At 55.3% G+C, this 18,301-nt stretch carries 13 protein-coding genes; all 13 read left to right on the top strand.

Annotated elements, in window-relative coordinates; genetic code table 11:
- Positions 1 to 579: 579 nt before the first annotated feature.
- Genes tssB through tssM form a run of 13 tightly spaced genes read left to right on the top strand, consistent with a single transcriptional unit; the run spans position 580 to position 18,301 of the window.
- Positions 580 to 1,083, top strand: coding sequence for a type VI secretion system contractile sheath small subunit (gene tssB / locus QUF14_RS01200; RefSeq protein ID WP_000041479.1), 504 nt, complete (start codon positions 580 to 582; stop codon positions 1,081 to 1,083).
- A gap of 22 nt (positions 1,084 to 1,105) precedes the next feature.
- A complete protein-coding gene (tssC, locus tag QUF14_RS01195) occupies positions 1,106 to 2,590 on the top strand; it encodes a type VI secretion system contractile sheath large subunit (protein ID WP_000111584.1) in 1,485 nt (494 codons plus the stop codon).
- 4 nt (positions 2,591 to 2,594) lie between these two features.
- Positions 2,595 to 3,020 (top strand): type VI secretion system baseplate subunit TssE, encoded by a 426-nt coding sequence (gene tssE / locus QUF14_RS01190; protein ID WP_001189666.1) that lies wholly within the window; start codon positions 2,595 to 2,597, stop codon positions 3,018 to 3,020.
- Between the two features lie 5 nt (positions 3,021 to 3,025).
- Positions 3,026 to 4,867 carry a type VI secretion system baseplate subunit TssF gene (gene tssF / locus QUF14_RS01185; RefSeq protein ID WP_001115714.1) on the top strand — a complete coding sequence of 614 codons (1,842 nt, stop codon included), beginning with the start codon at positions 3,026 to 3,028 and terminating at the stop codon, positions 4,865 to 4,867.
- Positions 4,831 to 5,880 carry a type VI secretion system baseplate subunit TssG gene (tssG, locus tag QUF14_RS01180; protein ID WP_000896710.1) on the top strand — a complete coding sequence of 350 codons (1,050 nt, stop codon included), beginning with the start codon at positions 4,831 to 4,833 and terminating at the stop codon, positions 5,878 to 5,880. Before tssF ends, tssG begins: the two co-directional genes overlap by 37 nt.
- Positions 5,881 to 5,896: 16 nt before the next feature.
- On the top strand, positions 5,897 to 7,177 hold the full coding sequence (tagH, locus tag QUF14_RS01175; protein WP_001468491.1) for a type VI secretion system-associated FHA domain protein TagH: 1,281 nt from the start codon (positions 5,897 to 5,899) through the stop codon (positions 7,175 to 7,177).
- Positions 7,174 to 7,698, top strand: coding sequence for a type VI secretion system lipoprotein TssJ (gene tssJ / locus QUF14_RS01170; RefSeq protein WP_001013425.1), 525 nt, complete (start codon positions 7,174 to 7,176; stop codon positions 7,696 to 7,698). Before tagH ends, tssJ begins: the two co-directional genes overlap by 4 nt.
- A 2-nt stretch (positions 7,699 to 7,700) precedes the next feature.
- Positions 7,701 to 9,047, top strand: a complete 1,347-nt coding sequence (tssK, locus tag QUF14_RS01165; RefSeq protein ID WP_000224520.1) for a type VI secretion system baseplate subunit TssK — start codon at positions 7,701 to 7,703, stop codon at positions 9,045 to 9,047.
- A gap of 22 nt (positions 9,048 to 9,069) precedes the next feature.
- Positions 9,070 to 9,825: a type IVB secretion system protein IcmH/DotU gene (icmH, locus tag QUF14_RS01160; RefSeq protein ID WP_050541223.1), complete on the top strand. Its 756-nt coding sequence runs from the start codon at positions 9,070 to 9,072 to the stop codon at positions 9,823 to 9,825.
- Between the two features lie 9 nt (positions 9,826 to 9,834).
- Positions 9,835 to 12,567: a type VI secretion system ATPase TssH gene (gene tssH, locus QUF14_RS01155; protein WP_100733858.1), complete on the top strand. Its 2,733-nt coding sequence runs from the start codon at positions 9,835 to 9,837 to the stop codon at positions 12,565 to 12,567.
- The gene (vasI, locus tag QUF14_RS01150; protein WP_000088848.1) at positions 12,564 to 13,307 is read left to right on the top strand and encodes a type VI secretion system-associated protein VasI; all 744 of its coding nucleotides are present in this window, start codon (positions 12,564 to 12,566) and stop codon (positions 13,305 to 13,307) included. The genes tssH and vasI overlap by 4 nt, the downstream gene beginning before the upstream one ends.
- Before the next feature lie 4 nt (positions 13,308 to 13,311).
- Positions 13,312 to 14,748 (top strand): type VI secretion system protein TssA, encoded by a 1,437-nt coding sequence (gene tssA / locus QUF14_RS01145; protein ID WP_145960283.1) that lies wholly within the window; start codon positions 13,312 to 13,314, stop codon positions 14,746 to 14,748.
- Between the two features lie 25 nt (positions 14,749 to 14,773).
- Complete coding sequence (gene tssM / locus QUF14_RS01140) at positions 14,774 to 18,301, top strand: type VI secretion system membrane subunit TssM (protein WP_100733856.1); 3,528 nt, start codon at positions 14,774 to 14,776, stop codon at positions 18,299 to 18,301.

The following is an 18,301-nucleotide window of genomic DNA, read 5'->3' as shown; positions in this document are numbered from 1 at the left end:
AGGCACACGTAATTAGCACCTACCGAAAAACTCTTTTATGGTGTTTAAATATATTTTTAGTCAATTTCAGAACACGGTCACATAAGCTAAAAATATATCAACATCAACAGTAGAATTATCCATAACGTATCCTTACCCCCATAAAAACCTACAATTTCGTCAAAAATCAATTATTACAACACTTACTTCACCATCGTTCCGGCACGCAATTAAGATATTCCTTAAAGAAATTTCTTATGATGTATTGCTAGCAATTAATTAATTTATAAAACCATACATAAAAATTATTAATCAATTTAATAAACACATATAAATCAATATGTTATGGCACTTTACTGGCCGTAAAATTATATTCACCAAGTCTATAAATACCAAATTGATTTCACTATCATGTATTAATAATGAAGGATACATCTCTTTCAAAAATATAAATAGTTCTTTTAATATTTTATTTCACGAGTAGAATACCGATCACAACAGAAGGAAGGTTACATTATCTAACTGCCACTGAAACGGTATTGTCGGTATTTGTATGCAGTACGAAAATGCTGTGCTCATGGCCTGAACGGGAACATTTTTATGAGCAAAATGAACAACAATGGCGGCAGTGTCGCGCCGAAAGAAAGAATCAGCGTTCGGTATACACCAAAAGTTGATGGGGTGGCTGCTGATATCGAATTGCCGCTGAATTTATTGATCACCGGCAATCTGAAAGGGAAACCAGATAACACGCCGTTGGATGAGCGAACTGCCATTGCTATCAACCGCTATAACCTCAACGCAGTCATTTCAGAAGCTGACATTGAACGGGAGTTTGTTGTTCCGGCTGAACTCAGTGACGCACCCAATGAGCAAATGTACGTCAACCTGAAAGTCAAATCTATGGATGACCTTTCTCCTGACCATATTGCCAGCCAGGTACCAGAAATAAAACGTCTGCTCGAATTGCGTGAAGCCCTGGTCGCACTTAAGTCTCCACTAGGCAATATTCCGGCCTTCCGCGCACAACTTCAGGCGCTACTGGAAAACGAAGACAGCCGCGAGCAGCTGATCCAGGAACTGGGTATCGCCGTTCAGAAATAATTTTCACAGAAGGATATTCAGTATGTCAGTAAAGGAAGAAATTGCTCCCGTCAGCGCGTCTCAAACCGCCGCGCCCCCATCTCTGCTTGATGAAATCATGGCGCAAACCCGCGTCCAGCCTAAATCAGAAAGCTACGATATCACCCGCCAGGGCGTGAGCGCCTTTATTGCCGCCATGTTACAGGGCGACAGTAGCGCTGAACCTATCAATATCCTGGCCGTTGACGCCATGATTGCTGATATTGATGCCCGAACCAGCAGGCAGATGGATGCCATTATTCATGCCCCGGAGTTTCAGGAACTGGAATCCCTGCTGCGCTCGCTGAAGCTGCTGGTTGAACGCGCGGATACACGGGAAAACATCAAAGTCCATTTCCTGAATGTCACTCAGGAAGAACTGCTGGATGATTTCGAATTTGCACCTGAAATCACGCAGTCTGCGTATTACAAGCATGTATATTCAAGCGGTTACGGACAATTTGGCGGTGAGCCAGTGGCGGCGGTAATCGGCAACTTTGCCTTTAAGAACACCACGCCGAATATGAAGTTGCTGAAATATATCAGCCAGGTCAGTGCGATGGCGCACAGCCCGTTCCTCTCATCAGTATCATCCGAATTTTTCGGTCTGGACTCATGGACAGAGCTACCAGGGATCAAAGAACCAGGAGCCATCTTTGAAGGCCCGGCCTATTCCCGCTGGCGTGCCTTGCGTGAATCTGAAGATTCACGCTACCTGGGGCTGACTGCCCCCCGGTTCCTGCTGCGTCACCCTTACTCGCCAGATGAGAACCCAGCCAGGACCTTCCGTTACCATGAAGACGTCAGCCAGAGTCACGAGTCTTATTTGTGGGGGAACACCTCGTTTTTACTAGCTGCGAACCTGGCTGAAAGTTTTGCTAAATATCGCTGGTGTCCCAATATCATTGGCCCTTCCAGCGGCGGCGCAGTCAAAGACCTCCCGGTGCATCTGTATGAATCCATGGGGCAAATGCAGGCAAAAATTCCGACTGAAGTGTTGATCACTGACCGGAGAGAGTATGAGCTGGCGGAAGAAGGCTTTATCACACTGACCATGCGTAAAGGGTCTGATAATGCGTGCTTTTTCTCGGCCAACTCGGTGCAGAAACCCAAAAAATTCCCCAAAACCCCCGAAGGCAAGGCTGCGGAGACCAACTATAAACTCGGCACCCAGCTGCCATACTTGTTTGTTATCAGTAGGTTAGCGCATTACATCAAGGTAATTCAGCGCGAACAGCTTGGCTCATGGAAAGAACGCAGTGACCTGGAGCGTGAGCTGAACACCTGGATTCGCCAGTATGTTGCCGACCAGGAGAATCCGCCTGCCGAAGTCCGCAGCCACCGGCCATTGCGTCAGGCAAAGATCGAGGTACTGGATGTGGATGGTGAGCCAGGCTGGTACCAGGTCGCGATATCTGTCAGACCGCATTTTAAATACATGGGTGCCAGTTTCGACCTGAGCCTGGTCGGACGATTGGATAAGGAATAATCCGATGCAAAGACGGGATTCAGGACCAACCGGCAGTCTTTTTGAACGTATCCGTGAGGCGGCAAACCCACCTTCATACCAGAATCCAAAAGAAGCACTGATACGTTCCATCAGATGTAACCTGCGACAGGTCCTGAATACCCGCGCCGGCAGCTGTTATGGCTCACCAGAGCTGGGGATCGGCGATCTGGATAATGTGGCCTCCATCTCCATGAATCTCAGGGATTCAACTGCGCAGAAAATCAGGCACTGCATTCTGCGTTATGAACCCCGTATCACTGAAGTCACTGTTATCGTCGTCGCACAGGATGAAAATGCACCGTTAGAGTTGCGTTTTCGGATTGTGGCTTGTGTTGATTTCAGCGAGGCCAGAGATGTACTTGAGTTTGACATCGTGCTGGACAGCCACCAGCAATACCGAGTGGAGTAAACGTCATGCCCTTTGAGGAACGGTATTACCGCGAAGAGCTGGATTATCTGCGCCAGCTCGGCAAGCTGTTGTCCCAGGAAAAACCGCATCTGGCCCATTTTCTGGCCGAGAAAGAGGGCGATCCGGATGTGGAACGCCTGCTGGAAGCCTTTGCTTTTATGTCCGGCAGCCTGCGCCAGAAACTTGAAGATGAATTTCCAGAATTCACCCATGGGTTGATCCGTATGCTGTGGGCCAACTATTTACGCCCAGTTCCGGCCATGACGGTTATTGCTTATGAACCCAAAGCCAGTCAGTTAAAAGTTCCTGTTCAGGTCTGTCGTAATGAGCTGATAAGTTCAGATACAACCCGTACAACCGTTTCGGGTCGAAAACCCCTGCCAGACGACAAAGATAAATCAGAGTTACTCCCAGCCTGCCATTTCACGCTAGCAAGGGATATCTGGCTGCAACCGCTGCGTATTCTCGATACCCGCAACTCCAGCAGCCTGAAAGAAGGCGTCATCGATATCAGTTTCACCGCAGATAACAAAGTCTCCCCCGCCATGCTTGACCTGAACAAAATCACATTCTGGTTGGGTAATGAAGACGATTATACCCGACACCAGCTTTATCTGTGGTTTTGCGAATGCCTGATGGATGCGGAGCTGATTGCCGGAGAGCGCCACCTGCCGCTGCCGGATCTGTGGCTGGAAGCTGCGGGTTTTGACAACCAGGATGCCCTGCTGCCGTGGCCGAAAAATGTCCACAGCGGCTACCGGGTACTCCAGGAGTATTTCTGCTATCCCGAAGCCTTCTTCTTTTTTCATCTGCGCGATGTTGCGCCGCTACCGGACGATTTCCCGGTGAGTGCGTTTACGCTGCGCCTGCACTTTAACCGCCCGTTACCTGCTGACATTAAACTACGCCAGGATTCACTGCGTCTGCATTGTACGCCAGCCATTAACTTGTTTACGCATTACGCGGAACCCGTCAGGCCGGATGGTCGGATGGCGGAATACCCACTGCGCGCCAGCCATCGACACCCGGATGCTTATGACATTTTTCAGATAAGCACCGTCACCAGTAAAGCCAAAGTTTCAGGTACTGAATCCAGCCCTGGTAGCCAGGCGCGTGTCTGGCCCGAATTTGAAAGCTTCCAGCACCAGATGGAGTACAGCCGCCAGCGGGAAGTCGTCTACTGGCACCACCGGACTAAAACATCCCTGTTTCACCGCGGGCTTGAACATTCCATCGCCTTTGTCCATGCTGACGGCAGCATACCGGACCGTTCACTGTTTAACGATGATGTGATCACCACGTCATTACTCTGTACCAACCGGATGCTTCCGGCCCGGCTGCATACTGGCGATATCTGCGTGGCCGTCAACAAAAATCCGGCAGTGGCCTCATTTCGTAATGTCACGCGCCCGACACAGCCGCTCTGGCCAGTAACGGACGGCGACATGCACTGGTCGCTGATTTCCGCGATGAACCTGAACTACCTCTCGCTGCTGGACAGGGAGACACTGATCCAGATCCTGCGGACCTTCGACCTGCCAGGCGCTCACCATCCGCAACGGGCCAGACTGTCACGCCAGAAACTGGATGCCATAGAAAAACTCGAAACCAAACCTGTTGACAGGTTGTTTAAAGGCGTACCGGTTCGCGGGCTGGCGACCACGCTGTGGATACGTCCCGATCCGTTTATCTGCGAAGGTGAAATTTATCTTCTGGGTACCGTGCTCTCGCACTTTTTTGCCCTCTACGCCAGCATCAATTCGTATCACTGTCTGAAAATCATTAACACGGAAAGTCAGGAGTCCTGGGAATGGCAGGAGAAAATGGGCCAGCACGCCCTGATATAGCGGCAAAACCGCCGTTACCGGCGGATGTGCGCAACTGCAATTTCTATGTGCTAATGGAGGCGCTGTACCGTCGGTATGGCACGCCGGGCCAGGACATTTCCCTGCGTACCGAGCCTGCCCGGGAGATCGTGCGTTTCAGCTCTGACGCCAGTATCGGTTTTCCGGGTACGGACCTGAGTGCGCTTTCCCGTAGCCAGAACGGACAGTATGTACTGCAAACCCGGTTCCTGGGTTTTTCCGGCAGCCAGTCGCCGCTACCAGGCTATTATCTGGATCAGATGGCGCAGGAGTCCGCACAGAACGAAGACGGCCTGAAAGAATTTCTCGATCTATTCAGCCACCGCTGGACACAGTTTGCCTATCATGCCTGGCGCAAATACCGCTACTACATCTGCTTTCGTAACGGCGGTACTGACACCTTTTCACAGCGCATGTACGCACTGGTCGGGCTGGGTAATCAGAGCGTGCGTGACAGGCTTGCCATTAACCACAGCAAAATGCTGGCCTACGCCGGAATTCTGGCAACACCAGGCCGCGCGCCGGAGGTTATCTGTAATCTGGTGTCGCACTGTTTTGATTTGCCGGATGTCACCATTGAACGCTGGCAACTGCGTAAAGTCGCCATTGATCCGGCACACCAGAACCGGCTGGGTGTACGTAATCCGAAAGGAAAAACGGCTGGACATATTCCGGGACGCTCCATACTCGGCGTTAATTTTACCCTCGGCGCACGGGTGCCGGATCGCAGCGGAAAATTCCTGTTGCAGATTGGCGGCCTGTCGCAGGAGCGTTATCTCTCATTTTTACCCGATGGCGAAAATCACCTGCCGCTGACCATGTTCCTTTCTTTTATTCTGCGCGACCAGTTTGCCTGGGATTTACGGCTGTGCCTGGCACCACAGCAGGCTAAAGGGATGCGCCTTGGCGATTCGGCCAGCTCCCGCCTCGGCAGAACCAGCTTTATTGGTCAGCCGAAAGTACCGCCCGCCATCACAATCCGAATCAGGGAATAATTCTATGGAACCACATATGGCTGAGGAAAAACAGCAATCCCGCCAGGCCTCACTGACTTTACAGGTGATGAATGGCAACGAACTGGAAAGCGGACGTGCCGCAAAATGCCTGTTCAGCGAAAACGGCGGTGATATTGGCCATACGCCGGAATGTCACTGGCAGGTACAGGACCGGGCGGGAAGCATTGCTGCGCGTGCCTGTACCGTTATCCGGCACGACGGAGCCTATTGCCTGCGGTGCCTGACGCCGGGACTGATGATTAATCTGGCCCCGGTCTCTTCCGATGCGCTCATCCGCCTGCGCCAGGGGGATGAGATCCAGCTCGGCGCACTGGCGCTGAAAGTGTTTCTGCATGACGGTGCAGCTGTTACTTATGACGAGCGGATGGCGACCCCGGAAACGATTGTAATGAACCGCGACAGTCTGGCGGACACCCTGTTGACCACCGAGGGACAACCGGCGTATCCGGGAATGCCGTTCCAGCATCAGCTTGCCCCCACGGTGGCGCACGGTTTTTCCAGCGATCCGCTCCAGGCACTCCAGACGGAAAGCCTGATGGTGGCAGATGATCCGATCGCCCCACGCGTTTCCCGGCCCGTTGCCCCCGCCTCCGATCTGACAGGTGCAAACGGGATCAACACGCCGTTTATGGATCTGCCGCCCGGCAATGCCCGTCATGAGGACGGCGATGAATTTTCTGCCATGGCGCAGTACCACCTGGCCGTAACCCCGCTGCTGCGCGGTATGGAGTGTCCGCTGACGCTGCACAATTCTCAGGATGCGGATGAGTTTCTCGAAGAGGCCGGACGGGCGTTGCAGGCCGCCATTAAGGGATTGCTGAGTCTGCAACAACAACAGAACAGCCTGTCGGATAAACACCTGCGTCCACTGGAAGACAACCCGTTGCGCCTTGATATGGACTATGCCACCGCGCTGAACGTCATGTTCGCCGAGGGTAAAAGCCCGGTACATCTCGCCGCACCTGCGGCCATCGCCGAAAGCCTGCGCAACATCCGGCATCATGAAGAGGCCAACCGGGCGGCGATTGTGGAAGCGTTGCGTGTCATGCTGGACGCCTTCTCGCCGGGCAACCTGATGCGCCGCTTTGCGCAATACCGCCGCAGCCATGAGCTGCGCCAGAAAATGGACAACGCCTGGGCATGGCAGATGTACAGCAACTATTACGATGAACTGGCCTCCAGCCGACAGCAGGGATTTGAAATGCTGTTCAATGAAGTTTATGCCCAGGTCTATGACCGGGTGCTGCGCGAAAAACAGCGGGAGCCGGAAGCATGAACGGCAAAGCGTTTCTGGCCTGCGTTCTGATGAGCGTTGTGTTAACTGGCTGTGAAACAGCGAAAAAAATCAGCCAGGTGATCCGCAATCCGGATATTCAGGTCGGAAAGCTGATGGATCAGTCAACCGAGCTGACCGTCACGCTGCTGACCGAGCCGGACAGCAACCTGACGGCAGACGGTGAAGCCGCGCCGGTGGATGTGCAACTGGTTTATCTGAGTGATGACTCTAAATTCCAGGCCGCCGACTACGACCAGGTTGCCACCACCGCACTGCCCGACGTGCTGGGAAAAAACTATATCGATCATCAGGACTTCAACCTGTTGCCGGACACCGTAAAAACACTGCCGCCGATCAAGCTGGATGAGAAAACCGGTTATATCGGTGTCATTGCCTATTTTTCAGACGACCAGGCCACAGAATGGAAACAAATTGAGCCGGTAGAAAGTATCGGCCACCACTATCGCCTGCTCGTGCATATCCGCGCCAGTGCGATTGAGATGAAAAAAGAGGAAAACTGACGATGGCAACAATGAAAAACAAGGTGATCTGGCAGGAAGGGCTGTTTGCCCTGCCGCAGCATTTTCAGCAACAGCAGCGTCACTGCGAGTACCTGCTGACCCGTCGTCTGGATGCTCAGGGTGATTTTTTCTGGGGCTTTACGGAACTCTCCATCAATACCGAACTGCTTGCCCAGGGCAAAATCATGATTGACCGTGCGGCGGGCTGTATGCCTGACGGCACCGTATTCAGCATTCCCGACCAGGATCTGCTGCCGGAACCTTTCCAGCCGGGAACCCTTTCATCGAAAGAGAGCCACAATATTTATCTGGCGCTGCCTGTAATCAGCGACGTGATCAATGAAATCCAGGGGTTGCACAGCGCCGGTCAGGGTACGGAGCGTTACCGCCTCACCCATACCCGCGTCCGTGATTTTCACACTGACGAAGGCGACGAACAGCCGGTCGGTCTGGGGCAGTTGATCCCCAGGATAGTCAGCGGCGCAGATGATCTCAGCGCGATGGTGACCCTCCCCCTGTGCCGTATCCTCAATAAAAATGCTACCGGCGCACTGGTGCTGGACAACACCTTTATTCCCACCATTCAGGCCGTCCGTGTCAGCGGGTTGCTCGGGGCATTCTCCGGCGAGGTGCAGGGGCTACTTGCCACCCGCGCCGCCGACCTGGCCGGGCGCATCGGTTCGCCTGAACAGAGCGGGATCGCCGATGTGGCCGAATTTATGATGTTGCAGATGCTTAACCGCCATCAAATGCAGTTCACGCATCGTTCCCAACTGCACACGCTGCATCCGGAAGCCTTCTACCGGGATCTGGTGGGGCTGCTGGGAGAACTGATGACCTTCACCGAAGGTAATCGCCTGCCCTGCACCGTGGAGCCGTATAATCACCGGGATCTTACCGCGACCTTCACCAGAACAGTAATTCCGGAACTGCGGCGCGCACTCAATACCGTGCTGGTACCGCGTGCGCAGAATCTGCCGCTGTTCTTTTCAGAGGGGACCTGGATCGCCACCATCAGCGATCCCACACTGTTGCAGTCCTGCAAGCTGGTACTGGCAGTGCGCGCCAGGATGCCCTACGACCAGGTGCAGCGCCAGTTCATCCAGCAGTCGAAAGTGGCCGCTACCGACAAAATCCGCAGCGTGGTCAGCGTGCAGGTGCCGGGTATTCCGCTGCACACGCTTACCGCTGCGCCGCGTCAGTTGCCCTGGCATGAAGGTTATGTTTACTTCGAACTGGAAAAAGGCACCCCAGCCTGGCAGGACGTGATAAAAGCGGGCGCGCTGGCGCTGCATATCTCCGGCACCTTCCCCGATCTGAACCTTCAGCTCTGGGCGATAAGGGGATAAGTGAATGAGCGATATCAGCGATATGGGTGAACCGTCGGTTTTTCCCATGGAGCCGGAGAGCGGAACATCAGGACGTCAGTACCGTCTCGCCCTTCGCGGCAACAGCCTGAACCCAATGATTGACGCCGCCACGCCGTTGCTCGGCATGGTGATGCGTCTGTCCACCATGAACAGCCAGGCCATGCCGGAACACCTGTTTGCCCAGGTGGTAACCGATGTCCAGGCTGTGGAGCAACTACTCCAGGAGCAGGGTTACGAGCCGGGCGTCATTGTTTCGTTCCGCTACATTCTCTGCACATTTATAGACGAAGCGGCGCTAGGCAACGGCTGGTCCAACAAAAACGAATGGATTAAACAGTCACTGCTGGTTCATTTCCATAACGAAGCCTGGGGCGGTGAGAAAGTGTTTATCCTGCTCGAACGCCTGATCCGCGAGCCGGTACGTTACCAGGATCTGCTGGAGTTTTTATACATCTGTTTTTCGCTCGGCTTTCGCGGGCGCTACAAGGTTGCCATTCAGCAACAGGATGAATTTGAGCGGATCTACCAGCGCCTGCACCATGCCCTGCACAAACTGCGCGGTGACGCGCCATTTTCGCTGCTTCACCAGAAGAACAACATACAGGGCGGGCGTTATCAGTTAATCCGGCGGCTGACCATCAGGCATGTAATGTGCGGCGGTCTTGTTGTGCTGGCCGTATTTTATCTGTTTTATCTGCTGCGTCTGGACAGCCAGACACAGGATATTCTGCATCAGCTCAATAAATTACTCCGATAAGGACATCTTATGATCCAGATTGATTTAGCCACGCTGGTAAAGCGGCTTAACCCCTTTGCAAAACAGGCGCTGGAAATGGCTGCCTCGGAGTGTATGAGCCAGCAGGCCAGTGAGATCACCGTTGCCCATGTGCTGTTGCAGATGCTGGCTATCCCGCGCAACGACGTAAGGGTAATTACCGAACGCACAGGCATCAGTGCGGAGGAGCTACGCCAGGCGCTGACCGTGGAGAGTTATCCCAGCGGACGTTCCGCCGAAGGCTATCCCAGCTTCTCCCCGATGCTGGTCGAATGGCTCAAGGAGTCATGGCTGCTGGCCTCGGCCCAGATGCAGCACAGCGAACTACGCGGCGGCGTGCTGCTGCTGGCTCTGCTGCATTCACCGCTGCGCTATATTCCACCCGCTGCTGCCCGTCTGCTGACGGCCATAAACCGCGACCAGTTACAGCAGGATTTCGCGTCATGGACTAAAGAGTCCGCCGAATCCGTGAACCAGGTTGGCGGACAGGCACCCGGCACGCCTGAAACCGGCGACAGCGGGCTTGCCCGCTACGCCAAAAACATGACCGAAGATGCCCGTAACGGCAAACTTGACCCTGTACTGTGCCGTGACCATGAAATCGACCTGATGATCGACATTCTCTGCCGCCGTCGTAAAAACAATCCGGTGGTGGTGGGTGAAGCGGGTGTGGGTAAAAGTGCCTTAATCGAAGGGCTGGCGCTGCGTATTGTCTCAGGCCAGGTGCCGGACAAGCTGAAAAACACCGATATTATGACCCTTGACCTCGGCGCATTGCAGGCCGGGGCGTCAGTGAAGGGCGAGTTTGAAAAACGCTTTAAGGGACTAATGGCGGAAGTTAACTCGTCTCCTGTGCCGGTCATTCTGTTTATCGACGAAGCGCATACCCTGATTGGCGCGGGAAATCAGGCCGGAGGACTCGATGTTTCCGGGTTGCTGAAACCGGCGCTGGCGCGGGGTGAACTGAAAACCATCGCCGCCACCACCTGGAGCGAATACAAAAAATACTTCGAGAAAGATGCCGCGCTTTCGCGCCGCTTCCAGTTAGTGAAAGTCAGTGAACCTACCGCAGCAGAGGCCACCATTATTCTGCGTGGTCTGTCGGCGGTCTATGAACAGTCTCACGGCGTGCTGATTGATGATGACGCCTTGCAGGCCGCTGCGACATTAAGTGAGCGTTATCTCTCCGGGCGTCAATTGCCGGACAAAGCGATTGATGTGCTGGATACGGCCTGCGCCCGCGTGGCAATCAACCTGTCATCGCCACCAAAGCAAATCTCAGCGCTGACCACCCTGAGCCACCAGCAGGAGGCGGAAATTCGCCAGCTTGAGCGCGAGCTTCGCATCGGGCTGCGTACCGACACCTCGCGGATGACGGAGGTGCTGGTGCAGTATGATGAAACGCTGACGGCGCTGGATGAACTGGAAGCCGCCTGGCACCAGCAACAGGCGCTGGTACAGGAGATTATTACGCTACGCCAGCAGTTACTGGGCGTTGCAGAGGACACAGATGCCGTAGTGGATACGCCGTCAGAGTCAGAACAGGATAATACCGGTGCCGTACTGGCTGATGAAGCTGGCAGCGTACAGCCGGAAGAGACTGTTGAAACAGTTTCCCCGGTACAGCGTCTGGCACAGCTCACTGCCGAGCTGGACGCCCTGCATAACGACCGGTTGCTGGTTTCCCCGCACGTCGATAAAACGCAGATTGCGGCGGTAATCGCAGAATGGACCGGCGTACCGCTTAACCGCCTGTCGCAGAATGAAATGTCGGTCATCACCAACCTGCCCGTATGGCTTGGAGACACTATCAAAGGCCAGGACCTGGCGATTGCCAGCCTGCATAAACATCTGCTGACTGCACGCGCCGACCTGCGCCGTCCGGGACGTCCGCTTGGCGCGTTCCTGCTGGCTGGCCCCAGCGGCGTGGGTAAAACCGAAACCGTCCTGCAACTGGCGGAACTGCTCTACGGCGGTCGCCAGTATCTGACCACCATCAATATGTCCGAGTTTCAGGAAAAACACACCGTCTCGCGGCTGATTGGTTCCCCTCCGGGCTATGTCGGCTATGGCGAAGGTGGCGTCCTGACCGAAGCGATTCGCCAGAAACCCTACTCGGTGGTGCTGCTCGATGAAGTGGAAAAAGCGCACCCGGATGTACTCAACCTGTTCTACCAGGCGTTTGACAAGGGCGAGATGGCAGACGGTGAAGGCCGCCTGATTGACTGTAAAAATATCGTTTTCTTCCTGACCTCCAACCTTGGCTACCAGGTGATTGTCGAACACGCCGATGACCCGGAAACCATGCAGGAAGCCCTCTATCCGGTGCTGGCGGACTTCTTTAAACCTGCCCTGCTGGCGCGCATGGAAGTGGTGCCTTACATGCCGCTGTCGAAAGAGACGCTCGCTACCATTATTGCCGGGAAACTGGCCCGCCTGGATAACGTGCTGCGCAGCCGCTTTGGCGCGGACGTGATTATTGAGCCGGAAGTGACGGACGAAATCATGAGCCGTGTCACCCGCGCTGAAAACGGCGCAAGGATGCTCGAATCGGTCATCGACGGCGACATGCTGCCGCCGCTCTCGCTGCTGCTGTTGCAGAAGATGGCAGCCAACACGGCGATTGCCCGGATTCGTCTGTCGGCGGCAGACGGTGCATTCACAGCAGACGTGGAAGATGCTCAGGACGACGAGTCCGTCACAGAGGATGAAACGGTTTTATGAGCAGGTTGCGCGTTTTCCGGCAGACAGGATTGTTTATCGCGGGCCTGATGGCGGGCTTACCCGCCAGTGCCGCACCCGCAGAAACATCGTCAATGGCCGGTGTGGCGGTAGCTGTCGCCACAGCGACACCGCCGGATGCGACAGCCACGTTACAGGCCATGCAGTCCTGTCGCCAGGAGACGGCGGCGCTGGATCGGCTTGACTGTTATGACCGCATTCTTGCGCCGGAACAGGCTGGCTTTGGTGGTGCCGCACTGGTGAAAGCTCGTTACCAGGGTGAAGCCTGGACCCGTGCGACAGAACAGGAAAAACGCCGCCAGGGCAACACCACGGAGCTGCTGGTAACGCAAGTACCGGGTGAACGCCCGACGGTGGTGATAACCACCCCGGCTATCGGCCATGTTCCGCCGCGCCCGGTGCTGATGTTCAGTTGCGTGGACAATATCACCCGGATGCAGGTGGCGCTGATGCACCCTCTGGATGTCCATGATATCGCCGTCACCCTGAATGCCGACAGCCGGGCATTGCGCAGCCACTGGTTTGTGCGCGAGAACGGCACCCTGCTGGAGTCCAGCCGGGGGTTATCCGGTATCGATGAAATTAAGCAACTGTTCGGCGCAAAAACGCTGACGGTGGATACCGGCACAGACAACGCCGCCGGAAAGCTGACCTTTAACATTGACGGGCTGGCACGGGTTATTGCGCCGCTACGCGACGCCTGCCACTGGGCGGGAGAATAAGAATATGGCAATGGACTTACGTAATCCTGATGTATGGCTTGCACACCTGCTGGAAAACCTGCCGGAAGATAAGCGGTCCGCCGCGCTTGATGATGGCAATGCAGACTGGGAGTTTATCGACAGCGAAATCGTCAAGCTCGGCTCGCTGGCGCACAGCCAGCTCGATATCCCGGAACTTCAGCGCCGGGGCCTGATGCTTCTGGCCTCAGAAACCAAAGATTTTCGCCTGCTGGCCCACCTGCTGCGTACCCTGCAACATGCCGGTGATATTCTGCTGGCCACCAGGATGCTGGCACAATATACAGAACACTACTGGACATGCGCCGCACCGCAGAACATGGCCCACAAAAAACGCTTTGCCGCCCAGGTGATAAAACGCTTTGAGTCTGCCGTTCAGGACTTTGCCGGGAATGCTGCGACAATACAGCGCGATGCTTTGCTGGGAGAGCTGGCAAAACTGGCACAGTGCTGGCAGGCGCACAACGCGCCTGAGCTGGCTAAGGCGACAGACGATTTATTTGCCCTGTTTCAGCGCGCGTTTCGTGATGTAGCGCCTGAAATGCCATCATCTGCACGAACCGCCGCCATTGCGCCGCAGGCCACAGCCGGATCTGTACCGGATATGTCACCGCACACGGTTGCCGCTCAGCCTCCTGTTGCAGCCACTCCAATCCCGCAGGTCACTGTTGACAGCCACGACGATAAAGCATGGCGCGACACCCTGCTGAAGGTGGCCGCCATTCTCTGTGAGCGCCAGCCGGAGTCACCGCAGGGTTACCGACTGCGCCGCCATGCTCTGTGGCAGACCATCACCAGTCCCCCGCAGGCAGAAAGCGATGGCCGGACCCCACTGGCAGCCTTCCCTGTCGATATGATGGATGATTACCTGGCGCGGCTGAACAATGCCGACATGGCGCTGTGGCAGCAGGTGGAAAAAAGCCTGCTGCTGGCCCCGTACTGGCTGGACGGCCATTACCTCTCAGCACAGACCGCGTTGCGCCTTGGTTATATACAGGTGGCGGATGCTATCCGTGATGAAGTTACCAGTTTTCTTGCTCGCCTGCCCGCACTGCTCAACATGTTGTTTAACGACCGCACTCCGTTTGTGTCCGAACAGACGAAACAGTGGCTGGCATCATCGGGCTCAGGCAACCAAACCGCAGCAGCTGTACAGACCGATGAAGAATTACAGGCGGCCAGGGCGTGCTTCGATGAGAACGGGCTGGAAACCGCGCTGCGGTATCTGGAAAACCTGCCCGAAGGTGATCCCCGTAACCAGTTTCATCGCCAATTTTTCGGCGCGCAGTTACTGGAAGAAGCCGGTATGGTTCAGCTTGCACAACAGCAGTACCGGATGCTCTTCAGAACAGGATTACACATGATGCTGTCCGAATGGGAACCGTCCCTGCTGGAAGCTCTGGAACAAAAATTCACGGCATAACAGTAAAAGATAACAAGGAGTTACCGTGTTCAAATTTCCCACATCCCGACTGTTCAGCTCGTTGAGATCTGCGCTCAGGCCAGCGATGCCGCGATTCAGGGTATCCGCCGCCTGGCTGCTGGCGCTGGCATGGATTTTTCTGCTGGTGTGGATCTGGTGGCAGGCTCCAAAATGGACGCTCTATGAGCAGCACTGGCTGGCTCCGCTGGCAAACCGCTGGCTGGCGACCGCCGTCTGGGGGCTTATCGCTCTGGTCTGGCTCACCTGGCGGGTAATGAAGCGTCTGCAAAAGCTGGAAAAACAGCAGAAACAGCAGCGGGAGGAAGAAAAAGATCCGTTGACCGTGGAACTCCACCACCAGCAGCAATATCTGGATCACTGGCTGCTGCGCCTGCGCCGCCATCTGGATAACCGCCGTTATCTGTGGCAGTTGCCGTGGTATATGGTCATTGGTCCTGCGGGTAGCGGCAAAAGCACGCTGCTGCGCGAGGGCTTTCCGTCTGACATTATTTACATGCCGGAAAGCATCCGGGGGGTGGAATATCATCCGCTGATCACACCGCGAGTGGGCAACCAGGCAGTAATTTTCGATGTTGACGGCGTACTGACCTCCCCCGGCGGGGATGATCTGCTCCACCGCCGCCTGCGCGAACACTGGCTGGGCTGGCTGATGGAAACGCGCGCACGCCAGCCGCTCAATGGTCTGATCCTGACGCTCGATCTTCCCGAACTGCTGACGGCGGATAAACCCCGTCGCGAAGCACTGGTACAAAATCTGCGTCAGCAACTTCAGGAAATTCGCCAGTGCCTGCACTGCCGGTTGCCCGTTTATGTGGTGCTGACCCGACTGGATCTACTGACCGGCTTTGCCGCGCTGTTCCATTCACTGGATAAAAAAGACCGCGACGCGATCCTCGGCGTCACGTTTACCCGCCGCGCTCATGAAAACGATGACTGGCGCAGCGAGCTGAGCACCTTCTGGCAGACCTGGGGACAACAGATGAACCTGGCCCTGTCAGACCTGATGCTCGTGCAGACCGGCACTGCATTGCGCAGTGCCGTGTTCAGCTTCTCCCGTCAGATGCAGGGAACGGGAGAAATCGTCACCGCACTGCTCGCCGCATTGCTGGACGGTGAGAACATGGATGTGATGCTGCGCGGCGTCTGGCTCACATCATCGCTACAGCGTGGCCAGGTGGATGATATTTTCACGCAGTCTGCCGCCCGCCAGTACGGGCTGGGCAACAGTTCGCTGGCAACCTGGCCTCTGGTGGAGACAACGCCCTATTTCACCCGCCGCCTCTTCCCTGAAGTCCTGCTATCCGAGCCGAACCTGGCGGGTGAAAACAGCGTCTGGCTGAGCAGCTCCCGGCGCAGGCTGACCGCCTTTTCCGCCTGTGGCGCAGCGCTGGTGGCGTTGCTGGTCGGAAGCTGGCACCATTATTACAACCAGAACTGGCAGTCCGGCGTTAACGTACTGGCACAGGCTAAAGCCTTTATGGACGTACCACCACCGCAGGGAACGGATGAATTCGGCAATCTGCAACTACCGTTGCTTAACCCGGTACGCGATGCCACCCTGGCCTATGGCGATTACCGCGATCACGGTTTTCTGGCGGATATGGGATTGTACCAGGGCGTCCGCGTAGGGCCGTATGTGGAGCAAACCTACATTCAGCTTCTTGAGCAGCGTTATCTCCCCTCATTAATGAACGGCCTGATCCGGGATCTGAACAATGCCCCGCCAGAGAGCGAAGAAAAGCTCGCCGTGCTGCGCATACTGCGCATGATGGAAGACAAAAGTGGGCGCAACAACGAGGCGGTAAAACAGTACATGGCGCGGCGCTGGAGCAATGAATTTCACGGCCAGCGTGATATTCAGGCGCAACTGATGGCGCATCTGGAGTATGCGCTTGAGCACACGGACTGGCACGCGCAGCGCCAATCCGGTGATAGCGATGCTGTCAGCCGCTGGATACCCTATGATAAACCGGTCATTAATGCACAACATGAACTGAGCAAGCTGCCCATATACCAGCGTGTCTACCAGACACTACGCACCAAAGCATTAAGCGTGTTGCCCGCCGATTTGAATTTGCGCGACCAGGTTGGCCCCACCTTCGACAAAGTTTTCGTCGCTGGTAATGATGAAAAACTGGTGATCCCGCAGTTTCTCACCCGCTATGGCCTGCAAAGCTATTTTGTCAAACAGCGTGAGGGCCTCGTTGAACTGACCGCGCTGGATTCGTGGGTACTGAACCTGACGCAAAGCGTCGCCTACAGCGAGGCCGACCGTGAAGAGATCCAGCGTCATATTACCGAACAGTACATCAGTGATTACACCGCCACCTGGCGTGCCGGAATGGATAACCTCAACGTACGTGATTATGAGGCTATGCCGGAGCTGACCGACGCGCTGGAGCAGATTATCAGCGGCGACCAGCCGTTCCAGCGTGCACTGACAGCGCTGCGAGATAATACCCACGCGTTAACGCTCCCCGGTAAACTGGACGATAAGGCGAGAGAAGCGGCGATAAATGAGCTGGATTACCGCCTGCTATCCCGGCTGGGACATGAGTTCGCACCAGAAAACAGCGCACTGGAGGAGCAAAAGGACAAAGCGAGTACGCTCCAAGCCGTGTACCAGCAACTGACCGAGTTGCATCGTTACCTTCTGGCGATCCAGAACTCACCAGTGCCGGGGAAATCGGCACTAAAAGCAGTACAGCTACGGCTGGATCTAAACAGCAGCGATCCAATCTTCGCCACCCGTCAGATGGCAAAAACCCTGCCTGCGCCTCTTAACCGCTGGGTGGGCAAGCTGGCGGATCAGGCCTGGCATGTAGTGATGGTGGAAGCCGTTCATTACATGGAAGTGGACTGGCGCGACAATGTAGTGAATCCCTTCAACGAACAGCTTGCCGACAACTATCCATTTAATCCACGCGCCACACAGGATGCCTCACTGGATGCGTTTGAACGTTTCTTTAAACCGGATGGCATTCTGGACAATTTCTATAAGGATAACCTGCGACTGTTCCTTGAAAACGATCTGACCTTTGGCGACGACGGCAGAGTGCTGATCCGTGAAGATATCCGACAACAACTGGATACCGCGCAAAAAATCCGCGACATCTTCTTCAGCCAGCAGAACGGGCTGGGCACACAATTTGCCGTGGAAACGGTGTCGCTTTCCGGCAATAAACGGCGCAGCGTACTTAACCTGGACGGCCAGTTAGTGGACTACAGCCAGGGACGCAACTATACCGCCCATCTGGTCTGGCCAAACAACATGCGTGAAGGCAATGAAAGCAAGCTGACGCTGGTTGGCACCAGCGGTGGAGCACCGCGCAGTATCGCTTTCAGTGGACCGTGGGCGCAGTTCCGCCTGTTCGGCGCGGGCCAGTTGACCAACGTGACCAGTGACACCTTTAACGTGCGCTTTAACGTGGACGGCGGCGCGATGGTTTATCGGGTGCATGTGGATACCGAAGATAACCCGTTCACCGGTGGTCTGTTCAGCCAATTCCGTTTACCGGATACGTTGTATTAA

The organism is Escherichia sp. HH091_1A, assembly GCF_030295175.1.
In the GTDB taxonomy this organism is placed as follows: Bacteria; Pseudomonadota; Gammaproteobacteria; order Enterobacterales; family Enterobacteriaceae; genus Escherichia; species Escherichia coli_F.
The sequence above is the reverse complement of the archived record's forward strand: the minus strand, read 5'-3'. Positions and strand labels throughout refer to the sequence as shown.

Bases quoted from the DNA above. Each gene is read 5' to 3' on its own strand.
- tssB (WP_000041479.1), top strand. From the start codon at position 580: ATGAGCAAAATGAACAACAATGGCGGCAGTGTCGCGCCGAAAGAAAGA.
- tssC (WP_000111584.1), top strand. From the start codon at position 1,106: ATGTCAGTAAAGGAAGAAATTGCTCCCGTCAGCGCGTCTCAAACCGCC.
- tssE (WP_001189666.1), top strand. From the start codon at position 2,595: ATGCAAAGACGGGATTCAGGACCAACCGGCAGTCTTTTTGAACGTATC.
- tssF (WP_001115714.1), top strand. From the start codon at position 3,026: ATGCCCTTTGAGGAACGGTATTACCGCGAAGAGCTGGATTATCTGCGC.
- tssG (WP_000896710.1), top strand. From the start codon at position 4,831: ATGGCAGGAGAAAATGGGCCAGCACGCCCTGATATAGCGGCAAAACCG.
- tagH (WP_001468491.1), top strand. From the start codon at position 5,897: ATGGCTGAGGAAAAACAGCAATCCCGCCAGGCCTCACTGACTTTACAG.
- tssJ (WP_001013425.1), top strand. From the start codon at position 7,174: ATGAACGGCAAAGCGTTTCTGGCCTGCGTTCTGATGAGCGTTGTGTTA.
- tssK (WP_000224520.1), top strand. From the start codon at position 7,701: ATGGCAACAATGAAAAACAAGGTGATCTGGCAGGAAGGGCTGTTTGCC.
- icmH (WP_050541223.1), top strand. From the start codon at position 9,070: ATGGGTGAACCGTCGGTTTTTCCCATGGAGCCGGAGAGCGGAACATCA.
- tssH (WP_100733858.1), top strand. From the start codon at position 9,835: ATGATCCAGATTGATTTAGCCACGCTGGTAAAGCGGCTTAACCCCTTT.
- vasI (WP_000088848.1), top strand. From the start codon at position 12,564: ATGAGCAGGTTGCGCGTTTTCCGGCAGACAGGATTGTTTATCGCGGGC.
- tssA (WP_145960283.1), top strand. From the start codon at position 13,312: ATGGCAATGGACTTACGTAATCCTGATGTATGGCTTGCACACCTGCTG.